The organism is Paenibacillus sp. MAH-35 (assembly GCF_058135425.1).
Genome location: NZ_JBYUPU010000016.1, coordinates 127055 through 143667 on the forward strand (window position 1 = coordinate 127055; position 16613 = coordinate 143667).

The window sequence follows — 16613 nt, forward strand, 5'->3', positions numbered from 1 at the left end:
GTCCCAAAAAAGCCCCGGGCTCTTGCGCCCGAGGCTTGTAACTTATCTTTTTTTGCTGCTGAAGCTGCCGGAACGTTTGGAAGTGCTCGGCTTGCTCGACGATTTGGTCGAAGGTGTCGAGCCGTCGCTTTTGCGGACGCTGCCCGAATTGGAGGACGACCAGCTTCCCGAACTTTTCGTGCTGGAGCTTCCGGTGCTTGTGCTTGGTTTGCTTGTGCTGGTCGAGCCGCTTGCCGGAGGAGTCGTGGACGCAGAGCCCGATCCTTTGGAGCTGAACGATCCCGTACGGTCGGTCGTAGCCGGTTTCTTCTCGTCCGTCTTGGAGGTTGACGAAGACGAAGACGGTTTGGCTGCGCTGGAGCTGCTGTATCCTTTGTACGGCTCCGGATATTTTTTGTAGCTCGAGCTCGACCAGTCGCCCCCGAGTATCGATTGGATAATGGCCGCGGTCACGAACCCTTCGAGGAAGGAGGAATCGTAATGCTGCTTGGCATATTCGATCGAGTTGACTTCAATCAGCGTATTGTCCGGGTTATCCGGGTTTTTCTGCAAATTGACGATCCGGTTGTCGTACATGAGAAACATTTGGTCCGGATCTTCTTTGCTCGTTTCCTGAGGTTTCTCCTGGTCCGTTATTTCTTTGGCTACCTCGGGAACCGTCTTGCCTTCGGCCTCGTACACTTTCGCCGTTGTTTTTCCTTTGCCGTCAACGCTTACGAGCGGATACGAGTCTTTTACATAGTTGGCCGCATTGGCACATCCGGACAGCAGGGCGACGACGAGCAGCAAGCTAACCCAGGTCGTCCAGCGGTTCCAACGGATCATAGCTGTTCACTCCCGCCTTATGGTTTGGATTTCATGATCTTCACTTCGCCGGACGGGATGCGCGTTCCTTCCATGGCGACAAATTTACCGTCCTGCCACTGCAAAAAGAAATGCGAGCTGTTGTCGGCGAAATATTTCCAGATCAGCACCTGGTCGCCGTTGCGGAAATCGGTGTTGCCTTGCGTCAGCGTCCGGTCCGTGCGGTGATGCTCCAGATCGTACGTCATGTTGCCGTCTACCTCGAGACGGGTCGGTACGTCGTTCGGGTCGTCCAGGCCGCCTTCGAGAAATTTGCACATGAAGCAGTCATAGCTTCGCCCTTTCTCGACGAGCAGACAGTGGATGTCGCGGCCGCTTTGCAAATAATAAGCATACCGGTGAGGCGCGTATCCCGGATCGGCATAAGACACCTTGCCGGAGATGACGAATTCCTCCAGATCGACGTGCGCGATATCTCCCACGGACGCGCCCTCGAGCGGGTGAATATTCGACTGCGGCAGAGGCTGCGGTTCTTTATGGCTTCGGATCAGATTGCTGATTCGTTTGAAAATGGACATGTGATTCTCTCCTTTGATCGCGTTCGTTCGGTCGTGTGCCTGAATACTTAAACGGTAATACGGCGCAAAGGGCGAAATGGTTTCGCGGAGAAAAACCAAATCTCAACAATTCGCAGCCCTTTAGGGATACAAAAGGATGATGGCGAGCATACTGGTTGAAAAAAGCTGGAAATGGCATCTTCGCTTATGATATAATGCTATAGATATTCTTAAGTTCGGCTGCGAATGGATGAGTAGGCGATGGGAAGACCGCTCATACCTTTTTTCTGGTAAAGAGATCCGCATATGATCCCCGTATGAAACGGGTTAAGGGAAAGAGATACTAAACCATCGGATAGACAAAGTCGCGCTTAAGGGTAAATCAAAATTTCGAGGGATCTAGATACCCTAGGTAAAAAAGGAGTAGAAGCAATTTGAAATTGTTCAGCGAGTTTGGCTTGGACACTAAAGTACTGCGTGCTATTACAGAAATGGGATTTGAGGAGTCGACTCCGATTCAGGAGAAGACGATTCCGCTCGCCCTGGAAGGCAAAGATCTGATCGGTCAGGCGCAAACCGGTACAGGGAAAACGGCCGCATTCGGCATTCCGCTCGTGAGCCGTATCGACCCTCAAGAAGAGAAAATCGTCGCGCTCATCATGTGCCCGACGCGGGAACTGGCCATTCAGGTAGCCGAGGAGATCAGCAAACTCGGGCGGTTTAAAGGAATCCGCTCGCTGCCGATCTACGGCGGTCAAGATATCGTAAAGCAGATCCGCGCGCTTAAGAAAAAGCCGCAGATCATTATCGGAACGCCGGGACGTCTTCTCGACCATATCAACCGGAAGACGATCAAGCTCGACAGCGTGAATACCGTCGTGCTCGACGAGGCCGATGAGATGCTCGATATGGGCTTTATGGACGACATCCAGTCGATCCTCCAGCTCGTTCCGTCGGATCGCCATACGATGCTGTTCTCGGCTACGATGCCGGAGAATATTAAACGGCTGGCGAAGCAATTCCTTACGGAGCCGGAACACGTTTCGGTGATCCCGAAACAGGTCAGCGCACCGTTGATCGCCCAAGCGTATATTGAAGTGCAGGAGAAGCAGAAGTTCGAAGCGCTTTGCCGCCTGCTCGATATGGAAGCGCCGGAGCTTGCGATTATTTTCGGCCGCACGAAGCGCCGGGTCGACGAGTTGTCCGAAGCGCTCCAGAAGCGCGGATATTCGGCGGAAGGTCTCCACGGGGACTTGTCGCAGAACCAGCGTGACAACGTCATGCGCAAATTCCGCGACGGCAGCATCGACGTTCTCGTGGCGACGGATGTCGCCGCTCGGGGACTTGACGTATCGGGTGTAACCCATGTTATCAACTTCGACTTACCGCAAGATCCGGAAAGCTACGTTCACCGGATCGGTCGTACCGGACGGGCAGGGCGCGAAGGCGCAGCCTGGACGTTCGTTACTCCGCGGGAGATCGACCATCTGCACTTTATCGAGCGCGTAACCCGTCACCGCATCGCCCGCAAGCCTTTGCCAAGCATGGCCGAAGCGATCGAGGGCAAGCAACGCGTAACGGCAGAGCGCCTGATCGGAACGATTAACGACGATAACTATGCTGAATATAAAGCGAGCGCAATCCAACTGCTCGAGCAGTACGATTCCGTTCAGCTGCTTGCAGCCGCGATGAAGCTCCTGACCGGCGACAAGAAGGAAATCGACATCGAGCTGACTCCGGAAGAGCCGCTCCGCGCCAAAAAGCGCCGTCCGGACGTTCGCAACTCGGGACGCAAAATGCCGGGCTCGTACGTGCGCGACGGTCAAGGACAAGGCGGCTACCGCCGTGGCGGAGACCGTCCGTATTCCGGCGGTGGAGGCGGCTACGGAGACCGCGGACGCCGGGACAGCAGAGGCGGCTACGGCGGCTATAGCAGCGGCAGCGGCGGCGGACGCGACGACCGCAGCTACCGCGACGGGGAGCGGGGACCTCGCAAGTATGACGATGCGAACCGTAAGCCGAAACCGACGAATTCCGATTTCGTGAACAACTGATCCTCATAGGAAGGCCTGCCCGTTAAAGGCGGGCCTTTTTTAACGCTGCGGGTGTTTATGCGATATGGCGCTGCTGCAGGTACTATTGACGATTAAGAGCGGTTTGTACCTGTTATTTTCTCCGGAACCCGTCTGGATGGGAAAATAAGAGCGGTCTGCAGCTCTTATAAGTCGCAAAAAGGGTGCTAGCCCGACTAAACGGTGGAAATAAGAGGCGCAAACCGCCTTTATTCACTTCTGTTTTCCCGATATGGCGAGAATAGAGGATGCAAAAGAGGCTGTCGATTCATTATGGACAACCAAGTGGAAAGGAAACAGATTACCTTCTGGCGAGTTTTGTCTGGAATCCGCTACCTTACAATCCTTATTCAATCAAGGGATTCCGGACAACCTGTTTGAGCAGAAGAAGGTAACTTTTCACTTGCAACGGCCTGCTAACACTTCTACACAATGAATCGACAGCCTCGCAAAAGACTGTTATTTGCATTCGCATTAAGGGCAGCACAGAGTGAACGATCTCGGTATAGATAGCAGGATGAAGGCACGACGATGAGAGCGGACGAGCGAACCGGAACCGGACGGTTCCTTCCCTTTTCGCAAATATGATAGTATTATTATAAGTATTGGACAAGGAGTCGAAGGGGGACGTCAGCTTGGAATTTCGCGGATTAATGGGTGGATTGTACCGGATATCGGAATGGATTATGCGGCTGTCTGTCATTAACGTGCTGTGGGTAATCTGTTCGGTTCCGTTTTTTTATTTGGTTTTGGCCGGCTTGATCGCGACGATGGAAACACCCGAATATTTGGGGCAAGCGCTCGTTCTGGTAGCGATCGTTACGCCGTTTACGTTATTCCCGGCAACGGCCGCCATGTTCGCGGTTGCCCGCAAATGGCTGACGGGAGACGCGGATGCGCCGCTGTTTAAAACGTTTTTCCGCAGCTACAAAGAGAACTATTTACAGAGTATGCTGGGCGGTTTGCTGTTTATTTTGTTCGGGACGCTCCTCTATATCAACTATACGTTTTATTTGCGGCAAACCGGCTCGCTCAGCTTGCTGGCAATGCTGTTCATCGTGCTCGGCATTATCATGCTTGCGGCGATGTTCCACTTTTTCTCGATTATGGTTCATTTCCATATGAAGTTTTGGCAGATTATCAAAAATTGTATGCTCATCACGATCGGCAACCCGATCATGACGATTTTTTTGATGGTTGGCAACGGGGTTATTGTATATATCAGTCTGTTCCAGTACACGTTTCTGATCCCGTTTTTTATGGGAAGCCTGATGGCTATCGTGTCGTTCTGGACGTTCCACCGGATCTTCGACAAGATGAAAACGGTGTCCGAGAAAAAGCAGCTCGAAGAAGAAGAGGCCGAGGCGGAAGCCCAGAAAGAGCTCAACAGCGCTTCCGAAGTCGAAGCCGATTCCGGTCCGGCCGATACAAGCGGCGCGAAGCCGCAGGACAAAATCAATCCGTGATTTTTGAAGTTTCTTTTTTGCCGAAAAGTCCCGAGGTTTACTTTTCGCCCGGATGCGCCTATAATATTAGCTAGTAGCGGTAACCGCCTACGACCAACAAATCCTGCGATGTACGTTTCGATTTCCGACTTGTTTTGAACCAATGAGTGTTTCTAGGGAGTTCAATATCGTTCGTCCGGCTGACATGCCCTCAAAAGGGGACTTCAAAAGGACGGCTGCGGACACCCACCTGCGAGAGCGGGTTTGAAACAGGGGAATCGGACGGCATATGCGGGTTTTTTGTTTGCTTATCACTTCCATATTATGGGTGTAATCTTCGCTCTAGAACGAAAAAAGTAATAAGCTTCGCTTCTTTTTAACGAACAGCTGGCTTCCGTATCCGAGGGAGTACCGTGTTAGAGCCAAGATGAACCTGAGATCTAAGCTAAACCATGCTCTAACGGACATGGTGGACGCTATTTCGCTAATAAACAGTTTTTGAAAATGTAACGGTCACCACAGCGCTAATTTACTCCGAACCACCTCCAAAAGAGACGTTTCCCATCAAATAAGTGCATCTATGTCCGTTAGAAATCGAATTGATCGAAATTCGCCGTAATAACAGCAGCTGTGTCCGTTAAAGTTTTTGTTCGTATAATATGACCCTCCGTCCACATATAGAAAACAGACCGTCCGGGCGTTTTGCCTCGGACGATTTTTCTGTAACAGTTTATCTTACAAAATCCGGGCTTGCACCGTTTTGGCGTATTCGGTCGGGGTCATGTCCGTCGCCGACTTGAAGTGGCGGGAGAACGTATGGATGCTGCTGTAGCCGAGCCGTTCGGCGATTTCGGTGAAGTTGTATCGTTCCTCGCGGATGAGCAGCTTGGCCCGTTCGATCTTTAAGCTTTTGTACGTTTTCATCACGCCGGACCCCAGCTTATCCTTAAAAAGCGCGCTAAGCCGCGACTGCCCTACATGAAGCCGTGTACACAGCTCCTCCAGCGTGAGGCTTGCTGTGATTTGCTGCTCCATTGCGGAGATCGCCCGCTCCAGCAAGTCGTCGTCGCTTCTTTCCTTGGCGGCGGAAGACAGCCGGGTCGACTTGGGGAGCGACTCCCCGCGCGCGGCCAGGGACAGCAGCAGCAGCTCCAGATGGATACGAAGCAACTGCTCCGATCCGAGCGGAGCGTCGTCGCGCTTCACCAGATCGTGAATCCGCAGCTGGTCGAACGGCGGCAAATACGTTGCGAAGCCATGCTTGATAACGCTGGCCATGTAATTGCGCTCCTGATCGTTCAGGCAAAAAATTTTATTCTCAAACGCCGCCATCGAGGCGGAACGGCATTCGAAACAGACGACGATCACGTTCGGGCCGATCTTCCGGTTAGCCCAGACGGAATGAAATTCGTCCGGCTTGTGAAAGATAAGCTCCCCTTGCTGCAGCACGAAGCCGACCGAATCGGCCATCACCTCGATTTCCCCTTTATCGACGTACAGCAGCTCCCAAAAATCGTGCTGCTCCCCCTCGAAGAAGAAATCTTTGGCGAATTCGAAATAATGAAGCGAGATCAAGTGGGTGACGTTGATCGTATCGGTTAACGGTATTTTTTTGAATTCCATGCAGGCCCTCCATCAAGCGCCGGTTGAGCCGGAATACGGCAAAACGCCCAGCCGGTCTTATCCCCATCATAGTAGATTACCCGGGAACCGGAAAGCCCGGAAGCGCAAGAAATGTTAAATAATTTGCTAGTTTCGGTAAAGATTTCGCTTGGACGATTCTATAGGATGAAGGTATGCGAACTAAGCGAAAGGGGAGAGCCGGATGAAAAAAGGGATTAACGTATGGTCGTTTCCCGAAGGGATGGCGGCGTCCGATTGTATCCGCTTGGCCAGGAAAGCCGGTTATGACGGGATTGAACTGGCACTGGCGGAGACGGGCGAGCTGAGCCTGGAGAGCAGTCCGGAGCAGATTCGCGAGCTGAAGCGGATTGCGGACGGAGAAGGAATCGAGCTTCCGAGCCTGGCCTGCGGACTAGGCTGGTCGTATGCGCTGACAAGCACGTCCAAGCCGAATCGCGACAAAGCGATCGATACCGTGAAGCGCCAGCTCGAGATCGCCGCGTCGTTGAAAGCGGATACGATCCTGGTGGTGCCGGGTGCGGTAGGCGTCGACTTCATACCCGGAGCGGGCGTGACCGAATACGACGTTGCATACGAGAATGCGCTGGAGGCGCTGAGCGGCTTGGCGGCGAACGCGAAGGCGGCGAACGTTTCGATCGGCGTCGAGAACGTCTGGAACAAATTTTTATTGTCCCCGCTCGAGATGCGCACGTTCCTCGATTCGATCGGATCGGAATGGGTGGGAGCGTACCTGGATATCGGAAACACGTTATTAAACGGTTATCCCGAGCATTGGATCAAAATCTTAAACCGCCGGATCAAGAAGGTGCACTTCAAAGATTTCCGGCGCAACGGGGCCGGACTGTCCGCTTTCGTCGACCTGCTCGCCGGAGATGTCGATTACCCGGCCGTTACCGCCAAGCTGCGGGAGATCGGGTACAGCGATTACGTCATCGCCGAGATGATACCGCCGTACCGTCATTTTCCGGAGCAGATCGTATACAATACTTCGCTCTCGATGGATGCGATACTCGGGAGAACAAGAACACAGGAAGGAGCCGGACCTACATGATCAAGATCGGATTGATCGGCGCAGGGTTTATGGGATCGATGCATGCGTCCTGTTATGAGGCGCTGCTCGGAAGAGGGGATTTTCAAGTAACGGCGGTTGCCGACGTGGAGTCGGACAAAGCGTCCCGGCTCGCCGCCAGGCTGGGAGCCAAAGCGTATTCCTCGGCGGAGGAGCTTCTGCGCGAGGCGGACGTGAATGCGGTTGACATCTGTCTGCCTACTTACCTGCATGCCGATACGGCCGCTGCGGCGATGCAGAAAGGGTACGCCGTCTTTATTGAAAAGCCGGTTTGTCTGAACGAGGAAGAAGCGCAGCGGCTGCTCGCGCTGCAAAAGGAAACCGGCGTACAAGCGATGGTCGGACACTGCATCCGGTTTTGGCCGGAATATATGGAGCTTCGGCGGTTGGCGCAGGAAAACGTCTACGGAAAGCTGCAATCCGGCGTGTTCAAACGAATCAGTCCGCGTCCCGGCTGGGCGTGGCAGGGTTGGCTGCATGAACCGGCGAAAAGCGGCTCCGCAGCGCTCGATCTTCACGTACACGACGTTGATTTCGTCCGGTCGCTGTTCGGGGAGCCGGAGCGGTTAAAGGCGGAGACGGTGACGAAGGACGGAGCGAACGGCCATATTTTCAGCCTGTACCGGTATGAGGATGCGGTCGTTTCCTTGGAAGGCGGCTGGAACTACCCCGAAACGTTCCCGTTCGAGATGTCGTTCCGGGTTCAATTCGAGAGAGCGGCGGTCGTCTTCAGCTCCTCCTCGAGTCCGGCGATGCGCATCTACGAGCAGGAAGGAGCCGTCCTGGAGCCGGATCTGAGCGTAGCGGACGAAGCTGCCGCGACCAGCGAAGAGGGAGGCAACATCTCGAGTCTGGGCGGTTACTACAACGAGCTGGCCTATTTTCTCGAGTGCCTGACCAGCGGCCGGAATATCGAACAATCGACGCTGAAGGACGGCTGCGACTCGCTTCGTCTGACGCTGCGCGAAATTGCGGATGCAAAGCTATAAATTGATCTTGCGGGAGGAACCCCTATGAACGTGCTGGCGATTGCCTGCCATCCGGACGATCTGGAGATCGGATGCGGAGGTACGCTTGCCAAGTATGCGGCGCTCGGACATTCGGTGACGATGGTTCATGTCGCGAACGGCAACAAAGGTCATAAAATTATTCAGCCGGATGAGCTGCGTCTGATCCGGGCGAAGGAAGCGCAAAACTCCGGGGCGCTGATCGGCGCTAAGGTGCTCAGTATGGATATAGCGGATCTGAATGTGAAGTCCGACGAGGACGCCCTGATCCGCAAGCTGGTTAACGTGATTCGTCAGACGGAACCGGATATCATTATTACCCATCCGCCCGAGGACTATATGAAGGATCATATGGAAGTTTCCAAAGCGGTGTTCGACGCCAGCTTCTGCGCGACGGTTCCGCATTACGAAGCGGACGTCCCTGCGCCGGCGAATGCGAAGGTCGCCCCGATTTATTATATGGACACGCTGGCGGGCGTCGGTTTTCTGCCGACCGAGTACGTCGATATTACCGATTATATCGACACGAAGCTGGCGATGAACGCGGCGCATGAAAGCCAGATCAAATGGCTGTATGAGCACGACGGGATCGATTTCCTCGATTTTGTCAGAACCGTCTCGAAGTTCCGGGGGCTGCAGTGCGGAGCCGGCTTCGCGGAAGGGTTCGTACCATGCAAAGCGTGGCCGAGAATGACGACGGCGCGTCTGCTCCCTTAGACGGCGGCTTCAATTATTGATGCGGAGGTGTGCTGGATGGACTTTATGTCTACGGTAAAAGGCTCGATGCTGGAAGGGTTTTATCCGGAGGGCTGGAATATGGCGAAAATAGATGTGTGCTGCGATCATCCGCCGGAATCGATCGGCGAGCGGCAATCGTTCTGGCACCGGGATTTCAAGCCGGTTCCGTGTGAGAACGTGCACGACTTCGATATGATGATGGGGCATGAAATCGCTCAAAATATCCGCAGGACGAAAGAAGCCGGCAAAAAGCTGGCGATGATCCTGCCGGTCGGTCCTATGGGAATGTACAAATGGGCGGTTTATTTTCTGCAGGAGTGGAACGTGGACTGCGCTCACGTATACGGCTTCAACATGGACGAATGGAGCGATGCCGAAGGCAATACGCTGGAGCCGACGAATCCGGGAGCGTTTCAGTATGCGATGGAGCAGGCATTCTACGGCCCGCTCGGGGCGCTTACGGTCCCGCCGGAGCAACGCAACTTCGCGACCAAAACGAACTTGCCGACGTATGCGGACAAAATTGCCGCGTTGAAAGCGGAAGGCGCGGAGCTGATTACCGTGTTCGGCATCGGCCGGATGCTGCACATCGCCTTCTGGGAACCGCATTTTGCCGCGGAGTACGATAGCGAGGAAGCGTGGAGCCGGGACTGCTACCGGATCGGCGCGAAGCTTCATCCGCTGACGATCGAGCAAAATGCGATCACCAGCTTCAAAAGCCGGACGACGCTGGTCCCTTGCCGCGCGAACACGATCGGTCCGGGGTTGTTCCTCCAGTCCGACCGGATCATCGGGGGATGCGACGGAGCGCTGGGCCGGGGGATGATGTGGCAGGGTATGTCGCTGTGGATTACGCTCCGGCACGGACCGGACCGCTGGCTGCCGTCGACTTATATGCCGACGCTGGCAGGCAAGCTGTTTTACTTGAAAGAGCTTGCGGGACCACTTCAAGCGGAGTGCAACTAAGGCCCCGGAAATGCCGGACGCGCCCCGTTTTAAGGCAGGAGAGACAACCGGCTGAGACGGACCGGCGATCCGAATAGAAACTTGAAAACACCTTCATACTAACTTAAAGCTGTCGAAAACAGCCACAGTAGGATGGAGGTGTTTGTGTTGTCAAAAAGATGGAAAACGGTCGTGCTGGCGATCGCGATCGCAGCTGCCGCTCTGACGATGATCTGGATCGTACCCGACGATGCGGCGCAGTCTTTCAGCGATCAGACGATCCGGTACGGCTCCACGGGCTCTGACGTCTACGAGCTGCAGGGCCGGCTCGGTTATCTGGACTACTACCGTGGCCGGATTGACGGAGATTTCGGCTGGCAGACGGACCGGGCCGTGCGCGATTTTCAATACAAATTCGGGATGAAGGTCGACGGCGTCGTCGGATCGAAGACGAAGCTGATGCTGTGGAAGGCGACGCAAAACTGGAGGCCGGGAACGGCAACCGGCGGAGGAGGGGGCGCAGCAGGAGGAGGCGGCGGTTCGGTCACGGTAAAACCGTCGGGCTTCTCCGAGGAGGACATCCGGCTGATGGCTCATGCCGTCTATGGGGAGGCGCGCGGCGAGCCGTACACCGGGCAGGTGGCGGTCGCAGCCGTTATTTTGAACCGGGTGAGAAGCCCTTCGTTTCCGAACTCGGTATCCGGGGTTATTTTTCAGCCTGGGGCGTTCACAGCCGTTGCCGATGGGCAGATGTGGCTCACTCCGAACGAGACGGCCTACAAGGCTGCGCGGGATGCGATTAACGGCTGGGACCCGACCGGTGAAGCGTTGTATTATTTCAACCCGGTGACCGCTACGTCCAAATGGATTTGGAGCCGGCCGCAAATTAAGCAAATCGGCAAGCATATTTTCTGTAAATAATAAAATACGGCTTGTTCGCGGATTAATAGTGTGTCACAAATGTCGACGAATGACGTATTGACATACTATTGATTATTAATGATACAATATTGGGGAGGAGTTCGTACAAGGGGGAAACGATGTGGAGAGAGAGTTAGCGCTGGAAGTCGTCCGGGTAACGGAGACCGCGGCTTTGTCGGCAGCCCAATGGATGGGCCGGGGGAAAAAAAATGAAGCGGACGCCGCGGCGACGACGGCTATGCGGATGATGTTCGATTCCGTCTCGATTCGCGGCACGGTCGTGATCGGGGAAGGCGAGATGGACGAAGCGCCGATGCTGTACATCGGCGAGCAGGTCGGGAATTTGCAGGGCCCGGAAGTGGATGTGGCGGTTGATCCGCTGGAAGGGACGAACATCGTCGCCCGGGGGCTCGACAATGCGATATCGGTGCTTGCTATCGCAAATAAAGGACATCTTCTGCACGCTCCGGATATGTATATGGAGAAGCTGGCGGTCGGGCCGGCTTGTGCGGGTAAGGTTGATCTCAACGCTCCGCTGGAAGAAACGGTGCGCTGCGTCGCCTCCCTACTCGGCAAAAACTTGAGTGAATTGACGGTTATGATGCTGGACCGCGAGCGTCATGAGCAGATCGTAAAAACGCTCCGCAAGGTGGGCGTGCGGATCAAGTTCATAACGGACGGAGACGTAGCAGGGGCGATCGCGCCGGCGATGCCGTCTAGCGGAATCGATATGTTCGTCGGGTCCGGGGGAGCTCCCGAGGGCGTACTGGCTGCAGCCGCCTTGAAATGTTTGGGCGGCGAGCTGCAGGGCAGGCTGATGCCGGGCAACGCCGGAGAATATCAGCGCTGCGTCAGTATGGGGCTCCAGGACCCTTATAAAGTATTAACGATGGAAGATATGGTCGGCCGGGAGGACGTCATATTCGCGGCCACCGGAGTGACGTCGGGCAGCTTCCTGCAGGGCGTCAACTATTTGTCGGGCGAGCGGGCCGAGACGCATTCGCTCGTCATGAGAGCCAAAACACGTACGATCCGCCATATCCATACGCAGCATTACTTGCCGAACAAACATATTGTGCAGATTGCCTCCGAGGGCAAATAAACCGCTGCCCTACGCAGCATATGGAAAAGCCTCCGCGTTGGAGCCGGGTTGCCGGCACGCGGAGGCTTTTGTCGCATAGCGATAGGGTGAATTCCGGGATGACCGGATCTGCGGATTAAGGCTTAAGCAGATCTTCGATCGAGTCGATATCCATGTAGCTTGGTACGACCAGTCCGGTTTTCGTTCCGTTCAAGTTCGGACCGAGATCCTCGACTTTGTCTTTGTACTTGCTCAAATAATCCGCATGCGTCGTAGGCAGCCAAGCGGCCACGATCGCATCGGTATCGCCTCCGGCAATCCCCGCCCACATCGGTCCGGCCTCGACTTGCAGCGCCGTCACTTTATAGCCGAGCTTGCTTTCCAATACAGCCTTCACGACATGGGTGCTGGCAATCTCCGAATCCCAGGCGACGTAGCCGAGCTTCAGCGATTTACCGCTCGCCAGGGCAAGTCCTTCCGTCCAGCCGTTGACCTGGTCCGGATTCGCCTCGACCCATTCCTTCGCGGCATCATCCGGTTTTTTGCCGTTTTGGATCGCGGACATGACGACCGCCATATCCTCCGGCGTCCATTCGAATTTGTCCAGCACCGTGTGGGCGGACGGGTGATCCGCTTTAAGTCCGAGCCGTGCGAACGTATGGATCTGCTCGTCGCCGCCATAGACGTTTTTCGGATCTTTCAAATATTTCAAGTCATGCTTGGCGAACATCCAGTGCGGCGTCCAGCCGGTTATGATGATAGGTTTCTTGTCTTTGAGCGCTTTCTCGAGCGCCGCGGTCATAGCCGCCCCGGAGCCTTCAACGAGCTTCCAGTCTTTCAACCCGTACTCGTCGATCGCTTGCGCCGTCGATTTCATGATGCCCGCCCCGGGATCGATCCCGATAATTTGCCGGTTCACTTGCTCGGCGATCGACTTGGTCGCTCCGGCATCGGCGTAGCCGTCCGGACTGCCGCCCGAAGTATTCGAGTTGGAGCAGCCTGCGGCGATCGCCGCAAGAGTAAGGACGGACAGAAAGAAACGTTTCGATTTCATTTTCATCATCGGTTAGGATCTCCTTTTTCGTTCAGATTTCATCAAACGTTGGGTGAAACGGTCCAGCATAATCGCTACGATCACTACGGCGAGTCCGGCTTCGAAGCCTTCGCCGATTTTGAGCTGCGTCACAGCCCGGTACACCGACGCCCCGACGCCTTGCGCGCCGATCATCGACGCGATGACGACCATCGAGAGCGACAACATGATCGTCTGGTTGACACCCGCCATGACCGTAGGCCAGGCGAGAGGCAGCTCGACCTTCAGCAGCTTCTGGCCGGATGTGGAGCCGAAGGCGTCGGCCGCTTCGCTAAGCTCGGCGGGCACCTGCTTGATGCCCAGATGTGTCAGCCGGATCGTCGGCGGAATCGCGAAGATAACCGAGGCGATCACGCCGGGGACGACCCCCAGTCCGAAAAACATAACGGCCGGAATCAGATACACAAAGGCGGGCATCGTCTGCATAAAGTCGAGCACGGGCGTGACGACGCGGGATACCGTCTTGCTTCGCGAGCATAATATACCGAGCGGAATTCCGAATACGATCGATATGAATGCGGAAGAAATAACAAGAGCGAGCGTATCCATCGTCTCCGACCAGAAGCCGAGGTTGACGATCAGATAGAGACCGATCGCCGTAAAGGCGGTTAGCGGCCAACGGCCCAGCTTGTAGGCGACCGCAGCCAGAATGACGATAAACAATAGCGGCGGCATGAGATGAAATAAATAAGAGAAGCCGTTGACCAGCCCTTCGATGACCGTCGCCATCAGTTCGAAAACGCCGGACAGATGATCCATCAGCCAATCGACGAAAGCCTCGATCCACCGGTCAAGAGGTAACTTCGGTAACATTTGCGCTCACCTCCGTCCTGGTGATCTGGCCGGCCAGAGCGCCAAGCACGGCTCCGCGCACGATGACGCCGACAAGCCGGTTCGAATCGTTAACGACGGCTACGGGCAGCTTGGCGGCGCCGCACAGTTCGAAGAGATCCGCCAGAAGCGTCTGCGGGCTTACCCGGGGCACGTCGGCAATGACGATATCGCCCAGCGATTTGTTCGTCCGCACCGCTTCGGAAGCGTCTTCGGCCGAGATGACGCCGAGCAGAGTCCGCGAACGGTCGACGACGAACAGGTTGGATATTCCAAGGTCCCTCATAAATTGCAGGGCGACACGCGGTCCGCGGTCCGGACTGATCGTCTCGGGACGGCGCATCACATGTTCGGCGGTTAATACTTTGGACAAATCGACGTCTTCGACAAACCGCTCCACGTATTCGTTGGCCGGATGAATCATAATCTCTTCAGGGGTACCTACCTGTACGACGGCCCCGTCCCGCATCAGTGCGATTTTGTCACCGATCCGCAGCGCTTCGTCCAGGTCGTGGGTAATGAAGATGATCGTTTTTTTCATCTTCAGCTGCAGCTCCAGCAATTCGTCCTGCATGCTGCGGCGAATGAGCGGATCGAGCGCGCTGAACGCTTCGTCCATCAGCAGCACTTCCGGTTCATTCGCAAGCGCACGGGCCAGACCGACCCGCTGCTGCATGCCGCCGCTCAGCTCGTCAGGCATTTTCTCGGCCCAATCTCCCAGGCCGACCAGCTGCAGCGCACGCAACGCTTTTTCCTTGCGTTCTTTTTTGGGAACGCCCTGAACTTCCAGTCCGAACTCCGTATTGTTCAGCACGGTGCGGTGAGGCAGCAGCGCAAATTTCTGAAATACCATGCTGATCGTCTTGCGCCGAAGCTCCCGCAGCTCTTGCGGAGTCATCTGCATAATGTTTTTGTCCCGAACCCGAATCTCTCCCGACGAAGGCTCGATCAGCCGGTTCAGCATGCGGACGAGCGTCGATTTCCCGCTCCCGGACAATCCCATGATGACGAATATTTCTCCTTCTTCAATCTGCAGGCTGACTCGATTTACCCCCAGTACAAGTTGTTTTTCCTTGGCCAGCCGTTCTTTCGTCCAGCCTTCTTCCAGCAGCTTGACCGCCTGATGAGGGACGGCTCCGAACAGCTTGCTTACTTCGCGCAGCTCAATGAATGGCAATTGGCCCACCTCTTTTCTATATCGTTCCTGAAAAGCTACTCGTACATTGTAAACCTAAACTGATAAAAATATCAACAGAAAAAACTTTATGTATAGAACGTACAGAAAAAACTGTACGAACTTAACGGCGGTTAACTCCGGTATGCTCCATCTTTCACTAGCATCCGTTCCTTTACTTTCCCAAACGCTTTTCTTACAATAACAATAGAACTCGGGCAAGGATGCGGACGCCGCCATTACGTTCCTGGAGCCTGCAAGTGAGGAGGACGAAAGCCATGCACCCGTTCGAGGGAATATCCGAACAGCATACGCAGACGATCATGAAAGCCCGCAAACGCGTAATTGAAGCCATTGGCAAAAATATGGACTTATACGGCGTTACGCTATCGGTCGGCCATCTATACGGCATGTTATTTTTCTCGGAGAAACCGATGACGCTGGACGAGATGGGAAAAGAGATGGAGATGAGCAAGACGAGCATGAGCACCGGTGTCCGGATGCTGCTCGACTTGAAGATGGTTCATAGAGTATGGGAGAAGGGCGCACGCAAAGATTTGTACGAGGCCGAGTCCGACTGGCACCAGACGTTCGCCGACTATTTCGCTATCGAGTGGCGGACTGCGGTGGAAGCGAACGTTCATGCGCTGAACCGGTCGTCAGGGGAGCTGCGCCGTCTGCTCGAGGAGGACGGAGGCGACGAAGCGCTTGCTTCGGCCGTCTCCAAAGATTTGGAGAAGATAGAATCTGCGCTGAGCTACTACGACTGGCTGGACCGGCTGATCGATACGCTGGAATCGGGCAAAATTTACGACCTGGTACCGAAAGAAAAGCCGTAGCATAACGGACGATGCGACTGCGCCGGACAGTGGAGGGCAAGCAGCGTGCCCGTCACGGGCTTCGCCGGCCTGGTTTTTCATAGGCAGCCCGGCTTGGAAGGCAGGAATCAGTTGCAACGTAGCATAGCGGACGATGCGACTTGGCCGGACAGCAGGGGCAAACAGCGTGCCTAGTGCGGGTTTCGCCGGCCTGACTTTTCATAGGCAGCCCGGCCTGGAAGGCCGGAATCAGTTGCAACTTAGACGGGGAGACGCTCGCGGCGATGGAGGCCGCTGAAGAACTTACGTTTTTCTTCGGCAGTCCCACGTGGGACGTCAAAAAAAGACATCTATTCCCATATTTTTTGGGGGTAGAATGTCTTTTTTGTGTTTTAAATGGGTCTACTCGCTTTG

The 16613-nt window shown here is 55.1% G+C and carries 15 protein-coding genes and 1 other RNA gene; 10 read left to right on the forward strand and 6 right to left on the reverse strand.

What is annotated here, in order from left to right:
* Positions 1-42: 42 nt before the first annotated feature.
* Together AC3Y2E_RS18505 and AC3Y2E_RS18510 are read right to left on the reverse strand one after the other, a co-directional pair.
* Positions 43-825, reverse strand: a complete 783-nt coding sequence (locus tag AC3Y2E_RS18505) for a DUF4247 domain-containing protein (RefSeq protein WP_379212890.1) — start codon at positions 823-825, stop codon at positions 43-45.
* Between the two features lie 17 nt (positions 826-842).
* A complete protein-coding gene (locus tag AC3Y2E_RS18510) occupies positions 843-1382 on the reverse strand; it encodes a DUF4178 domain-containing protein (RefSeq protein ID WP_190931094.1) in 540 nt (179 codons plus the stop codon).
* 413 nt (positions 1383-1795) lie between these two features.
* Between AC3Y2E_RS18510 and cshA the strand changes: the two genes are divergently transcribed.
* From cshA to ssrS, 3 genes are all read left to right on the forward strand, one after another.
* Positions 1796-3415, forward strand: a complete 1620-nt coding sequence (cshA, locus tag AC3Y2E_RS18515; protein ID WP_379212892.1) for a degradosome RNA helicase CshA — start codon at positions 1796-1798, stop codon at positions 3413-3415.
* Between the two features lie 653 nt (positions 3416-4068).
* The gene (locus tag AC3Y2E_RS18520) at positions 4069-4899 is read left to right on the forward strand and encodes a YesL family protein (protein WP_379212894.1); all 831 of its coding nucleotides are present in this window, start codon (positions 4069-4071) and stop codon (positions 4897-4899) included.
* A 97-nt stretch (positions 4900-4996) separates the two neighbouring features.
* Positions 4997-5180, forward strand: a non-coding RNA gene (ssrS, locus tag AC3Y2E_RS18525) — 6S RNA.
* Between the two features lie 433 nt (positions 5181-5613).
* On the opposite strand, the gene AC3Y2E_RS18530 is transcribed toward ssrS, so the two are convergent.
* The gene (locus AC3Y2E_RS18530) at positions 5614-6501 is read right to left on the reverse strand and encodes a helix-turn-helix domain-containing protein (protein WP_379212896.1); all 888 of its coding nucleotides are present in this window, start codon (positions 6499-6501) and stop codon (positions 5614-5616) included.
* Between the two features lie 202 nt (positions 6502-6703).
* On the opposite strand from AC3Y2E_RS18530, the gene AC3Y2E_RS18535 reads away from it, so the two are divergent.
* From AC3Y2E_RS18535 to glpX, 6 genes are all read left to right on the forward strand, one after another.
* The gene (locus AC3Y2E_RS18535) at positions 6704-7573 is read left to right on the forward strand and encodes a sugar phosphate isomerase/epimerase family protein (RefSeq protein WP_379212898.1); all 870 of its coding nucleotides are present in this window, start codon (positions 6704-6706) and stop codon (positions 7571-7573) included.
* A complete protein-coding gene (locus AC3Y2E_RS18540; protein WP_379212900.1) occupies positions 7570-8580 on the forward strand; it encodes a Gfo/Idh/MocA family protein in 1011 nt (336 codons plus the stop codon). The genes AC3Y2E_RS18535 and AC3Y2E_RS18540 overlap by 4 nt, the downstream gene beginning before the upstream one ends.
* Before the next feature lie 24 nt (positions 8581-8604).
* Positions 8605-9315 (forward strand): PIG-L deacetylase family protein, encoded by a 711-nt coding sequence (locus tag AC3Y2E_RS18545; RefSeq protein ID WP_379212902.1) that lies wholly within the window; start codon positions 8605-8607, stop codon positions 9313-9315.
* 36 nt (positions 9316-9351) lie between these two features.
* Positions 9352-10302, forward strand: coding sequence for a sugar phosphate isomerase family (locus AC3Y2E_RS18550; RefSeq protein WP_379212904.1), 951 nt, complete (start codon positions 9352-9354; stop codon positions 10300-10302).
* A 207-nt stretch (positions 10303-10509) separates the two neighbouring features.
* Positions 10510-11202: a spore cortex-lytic enzyme gene (gene sleB / locus AC3Y2E_RS18555; protein WP_379212926.1), complete on the forward strand. Its 693-nt coding sequence runs from the start codon at positions 10510-10512 to the stop codon at positions 11200-11202.
* 121 nt (positions 11203-11323) lie between these two features.
* Positions 11324-12304: a class II fructose-bisphosphatase gene (gene glpX / locus AC3Y2E_RS18560; protein ID WP_379212906.1), complete on the forward strand. Its 981-nt coding sequence runs from the start codon at positions 11324-11326 to the stop codon at positions 12302-12304.
* A gap of 115 nt (positions 12305-12419) precedes the next feature.
* On the opposite strand, the gene AC3Y2E_RS18565 is transcribed toward glpX, so the two are convergent.
* From AC3Y2E_RS18565 to AC3Y2E_RS18575, 3 genes are read right to left on the reverse strand one after another with little or no spacing between them, the layout of a single operon-like run.
* Positions 12420-13337, reverse strand: a complete 918-nt coding sequence (locus AC3Y2E_RS18565; protein ID WP_379212928.1) for a glycine betaine ABC transporter substrate-binding protein — start codon at positions 13335-13337, stop codon at positions 12420-12422.
* A gap of 12 nt (positions 13338-13349) precedes the next feature.
* Positions 13350-14189 (reverse strand): ABC transporter permease, encoded by an 840-nt coding sequence (locus tag AC3Y2E_RS18570; RefSeq protein WP_190931084.1) that lies wholly within the window; start codon positions 14187-14189, stop codon positions 13350-13352.
* The gene (locus tag AC3Y2E_RS18575; RefSeq protein WP_379212909.1) at positions 14167-15384 is read right to left on the reverse strand and encodes a quaternary amine ABC transporter ATP-binding protein; all 1218 of its coding nucleotides are present in this window, start codon (positions 15382-15384) and stop codon (positions 14167-14169) included. Before AC3Y2E_RS18575 ends, AC3Y2E_RS18570 begins: the two co-directional genes overlap by 23 nt.
* Positions 15385-15659: 275 nt before the next feature.
* Here AC3Y2E_RS18575 and AC3Y2E_RS18580 point away from each other — a divergent pair, with 275 nt between their 5' ends.
* Positions 15660-16220: a GbsR/MarR family transcriptional regulator gene (locus tag AC3Y2E_RS18580; protein WP_379212911.1), complete on the forward strand. Its 561-nt coding sequence runs from the start codon at positions 15660-15662 to the stop codon at positions 16218-16220.
* Positions 16221-16613: the final 393 nt, after the last annotated feature.

Bases quoted from the DNA above. Each gene is read 5' to 3' on its own strand.
- AC3Y2E_RS18505 (WP_379212890.1), bottom strand. From the start codon at position 825: ATGATCCGTTGGAACCGCTGGACGACCTGGGTTAGCTTGCTGCTCGTC.
- AC3Y2E_RS18510 (WP_190931094.1), bottom strand. From the start codon at position 1,382: ATGTCCATTTTCAAACGAATCAGCAATCTGATCCGAAGCCATAAAGAA.
- AC3Y2E_RS18530 (WP_379212896.1), bottom strand. From the start codon at position 6,501: ATGGAATTCAAAAAAATACCGTTAACCGATACGATCAACGTCACCCAC.
- AC3Y2E_RS18535 (WP_379212898.1), top strand. From the start codon at position 6,704: ATGAAAAAAGGGATTAACGTATGGTCGTTTCCCGAAGGGATGGCGGCG.
- AC3Y2E_RS18540 (WP_379212900.1), top strand. From the start codon at position 7,570: ATGATCAAGATCGGATTGATCGGCGCAGGGTTTATGGGATCGATGCAT.
- AC3Y2E_RS18545 (WP_379212902.1), top strand. From the start codon at position 8,605: ATGAACGTGCTGGCGATTGCCTGCCATCCGGACGATCTGGAGATCGGA.
- AC3Y2E_RS18550 (WP_379212904.1), top strand. From the start codon at position 9,352: ATGGACTTTATGTCTACGGTAAAAGGCTCGATGCTGGAAGGGTTTTAT.
- sleB (WP_379212926.1), top strand. From the start codon at position 10,510: ATGATCTGGATCGTACCCGACGATGCGGCGCAGTCTTTCAGCGATCAG.
- AC3Y2E_RS18565 (WP_379212928.1), bottom strand. From the start codon at position 13,337: ATGAAATCGAAACGTTTCTTTCTGTCCGTCCTTACTCTTGCGGCGATC.
- AC3Y2E_RS18570 (WP_190931084.1), bottom strand. From the start codon at position 14,189: ATGTTACCGAAGTTACCTCTTGACCGGTGGATCGAGGCTTTCGTCGAT.
- AC3Y2E_RS18580 (WP_379212911.1), top strand. From the start codon at position 15,660: ATGCACCCGTTCGAGGGAATATCCGAACAGCATACGCAGACGATCATG.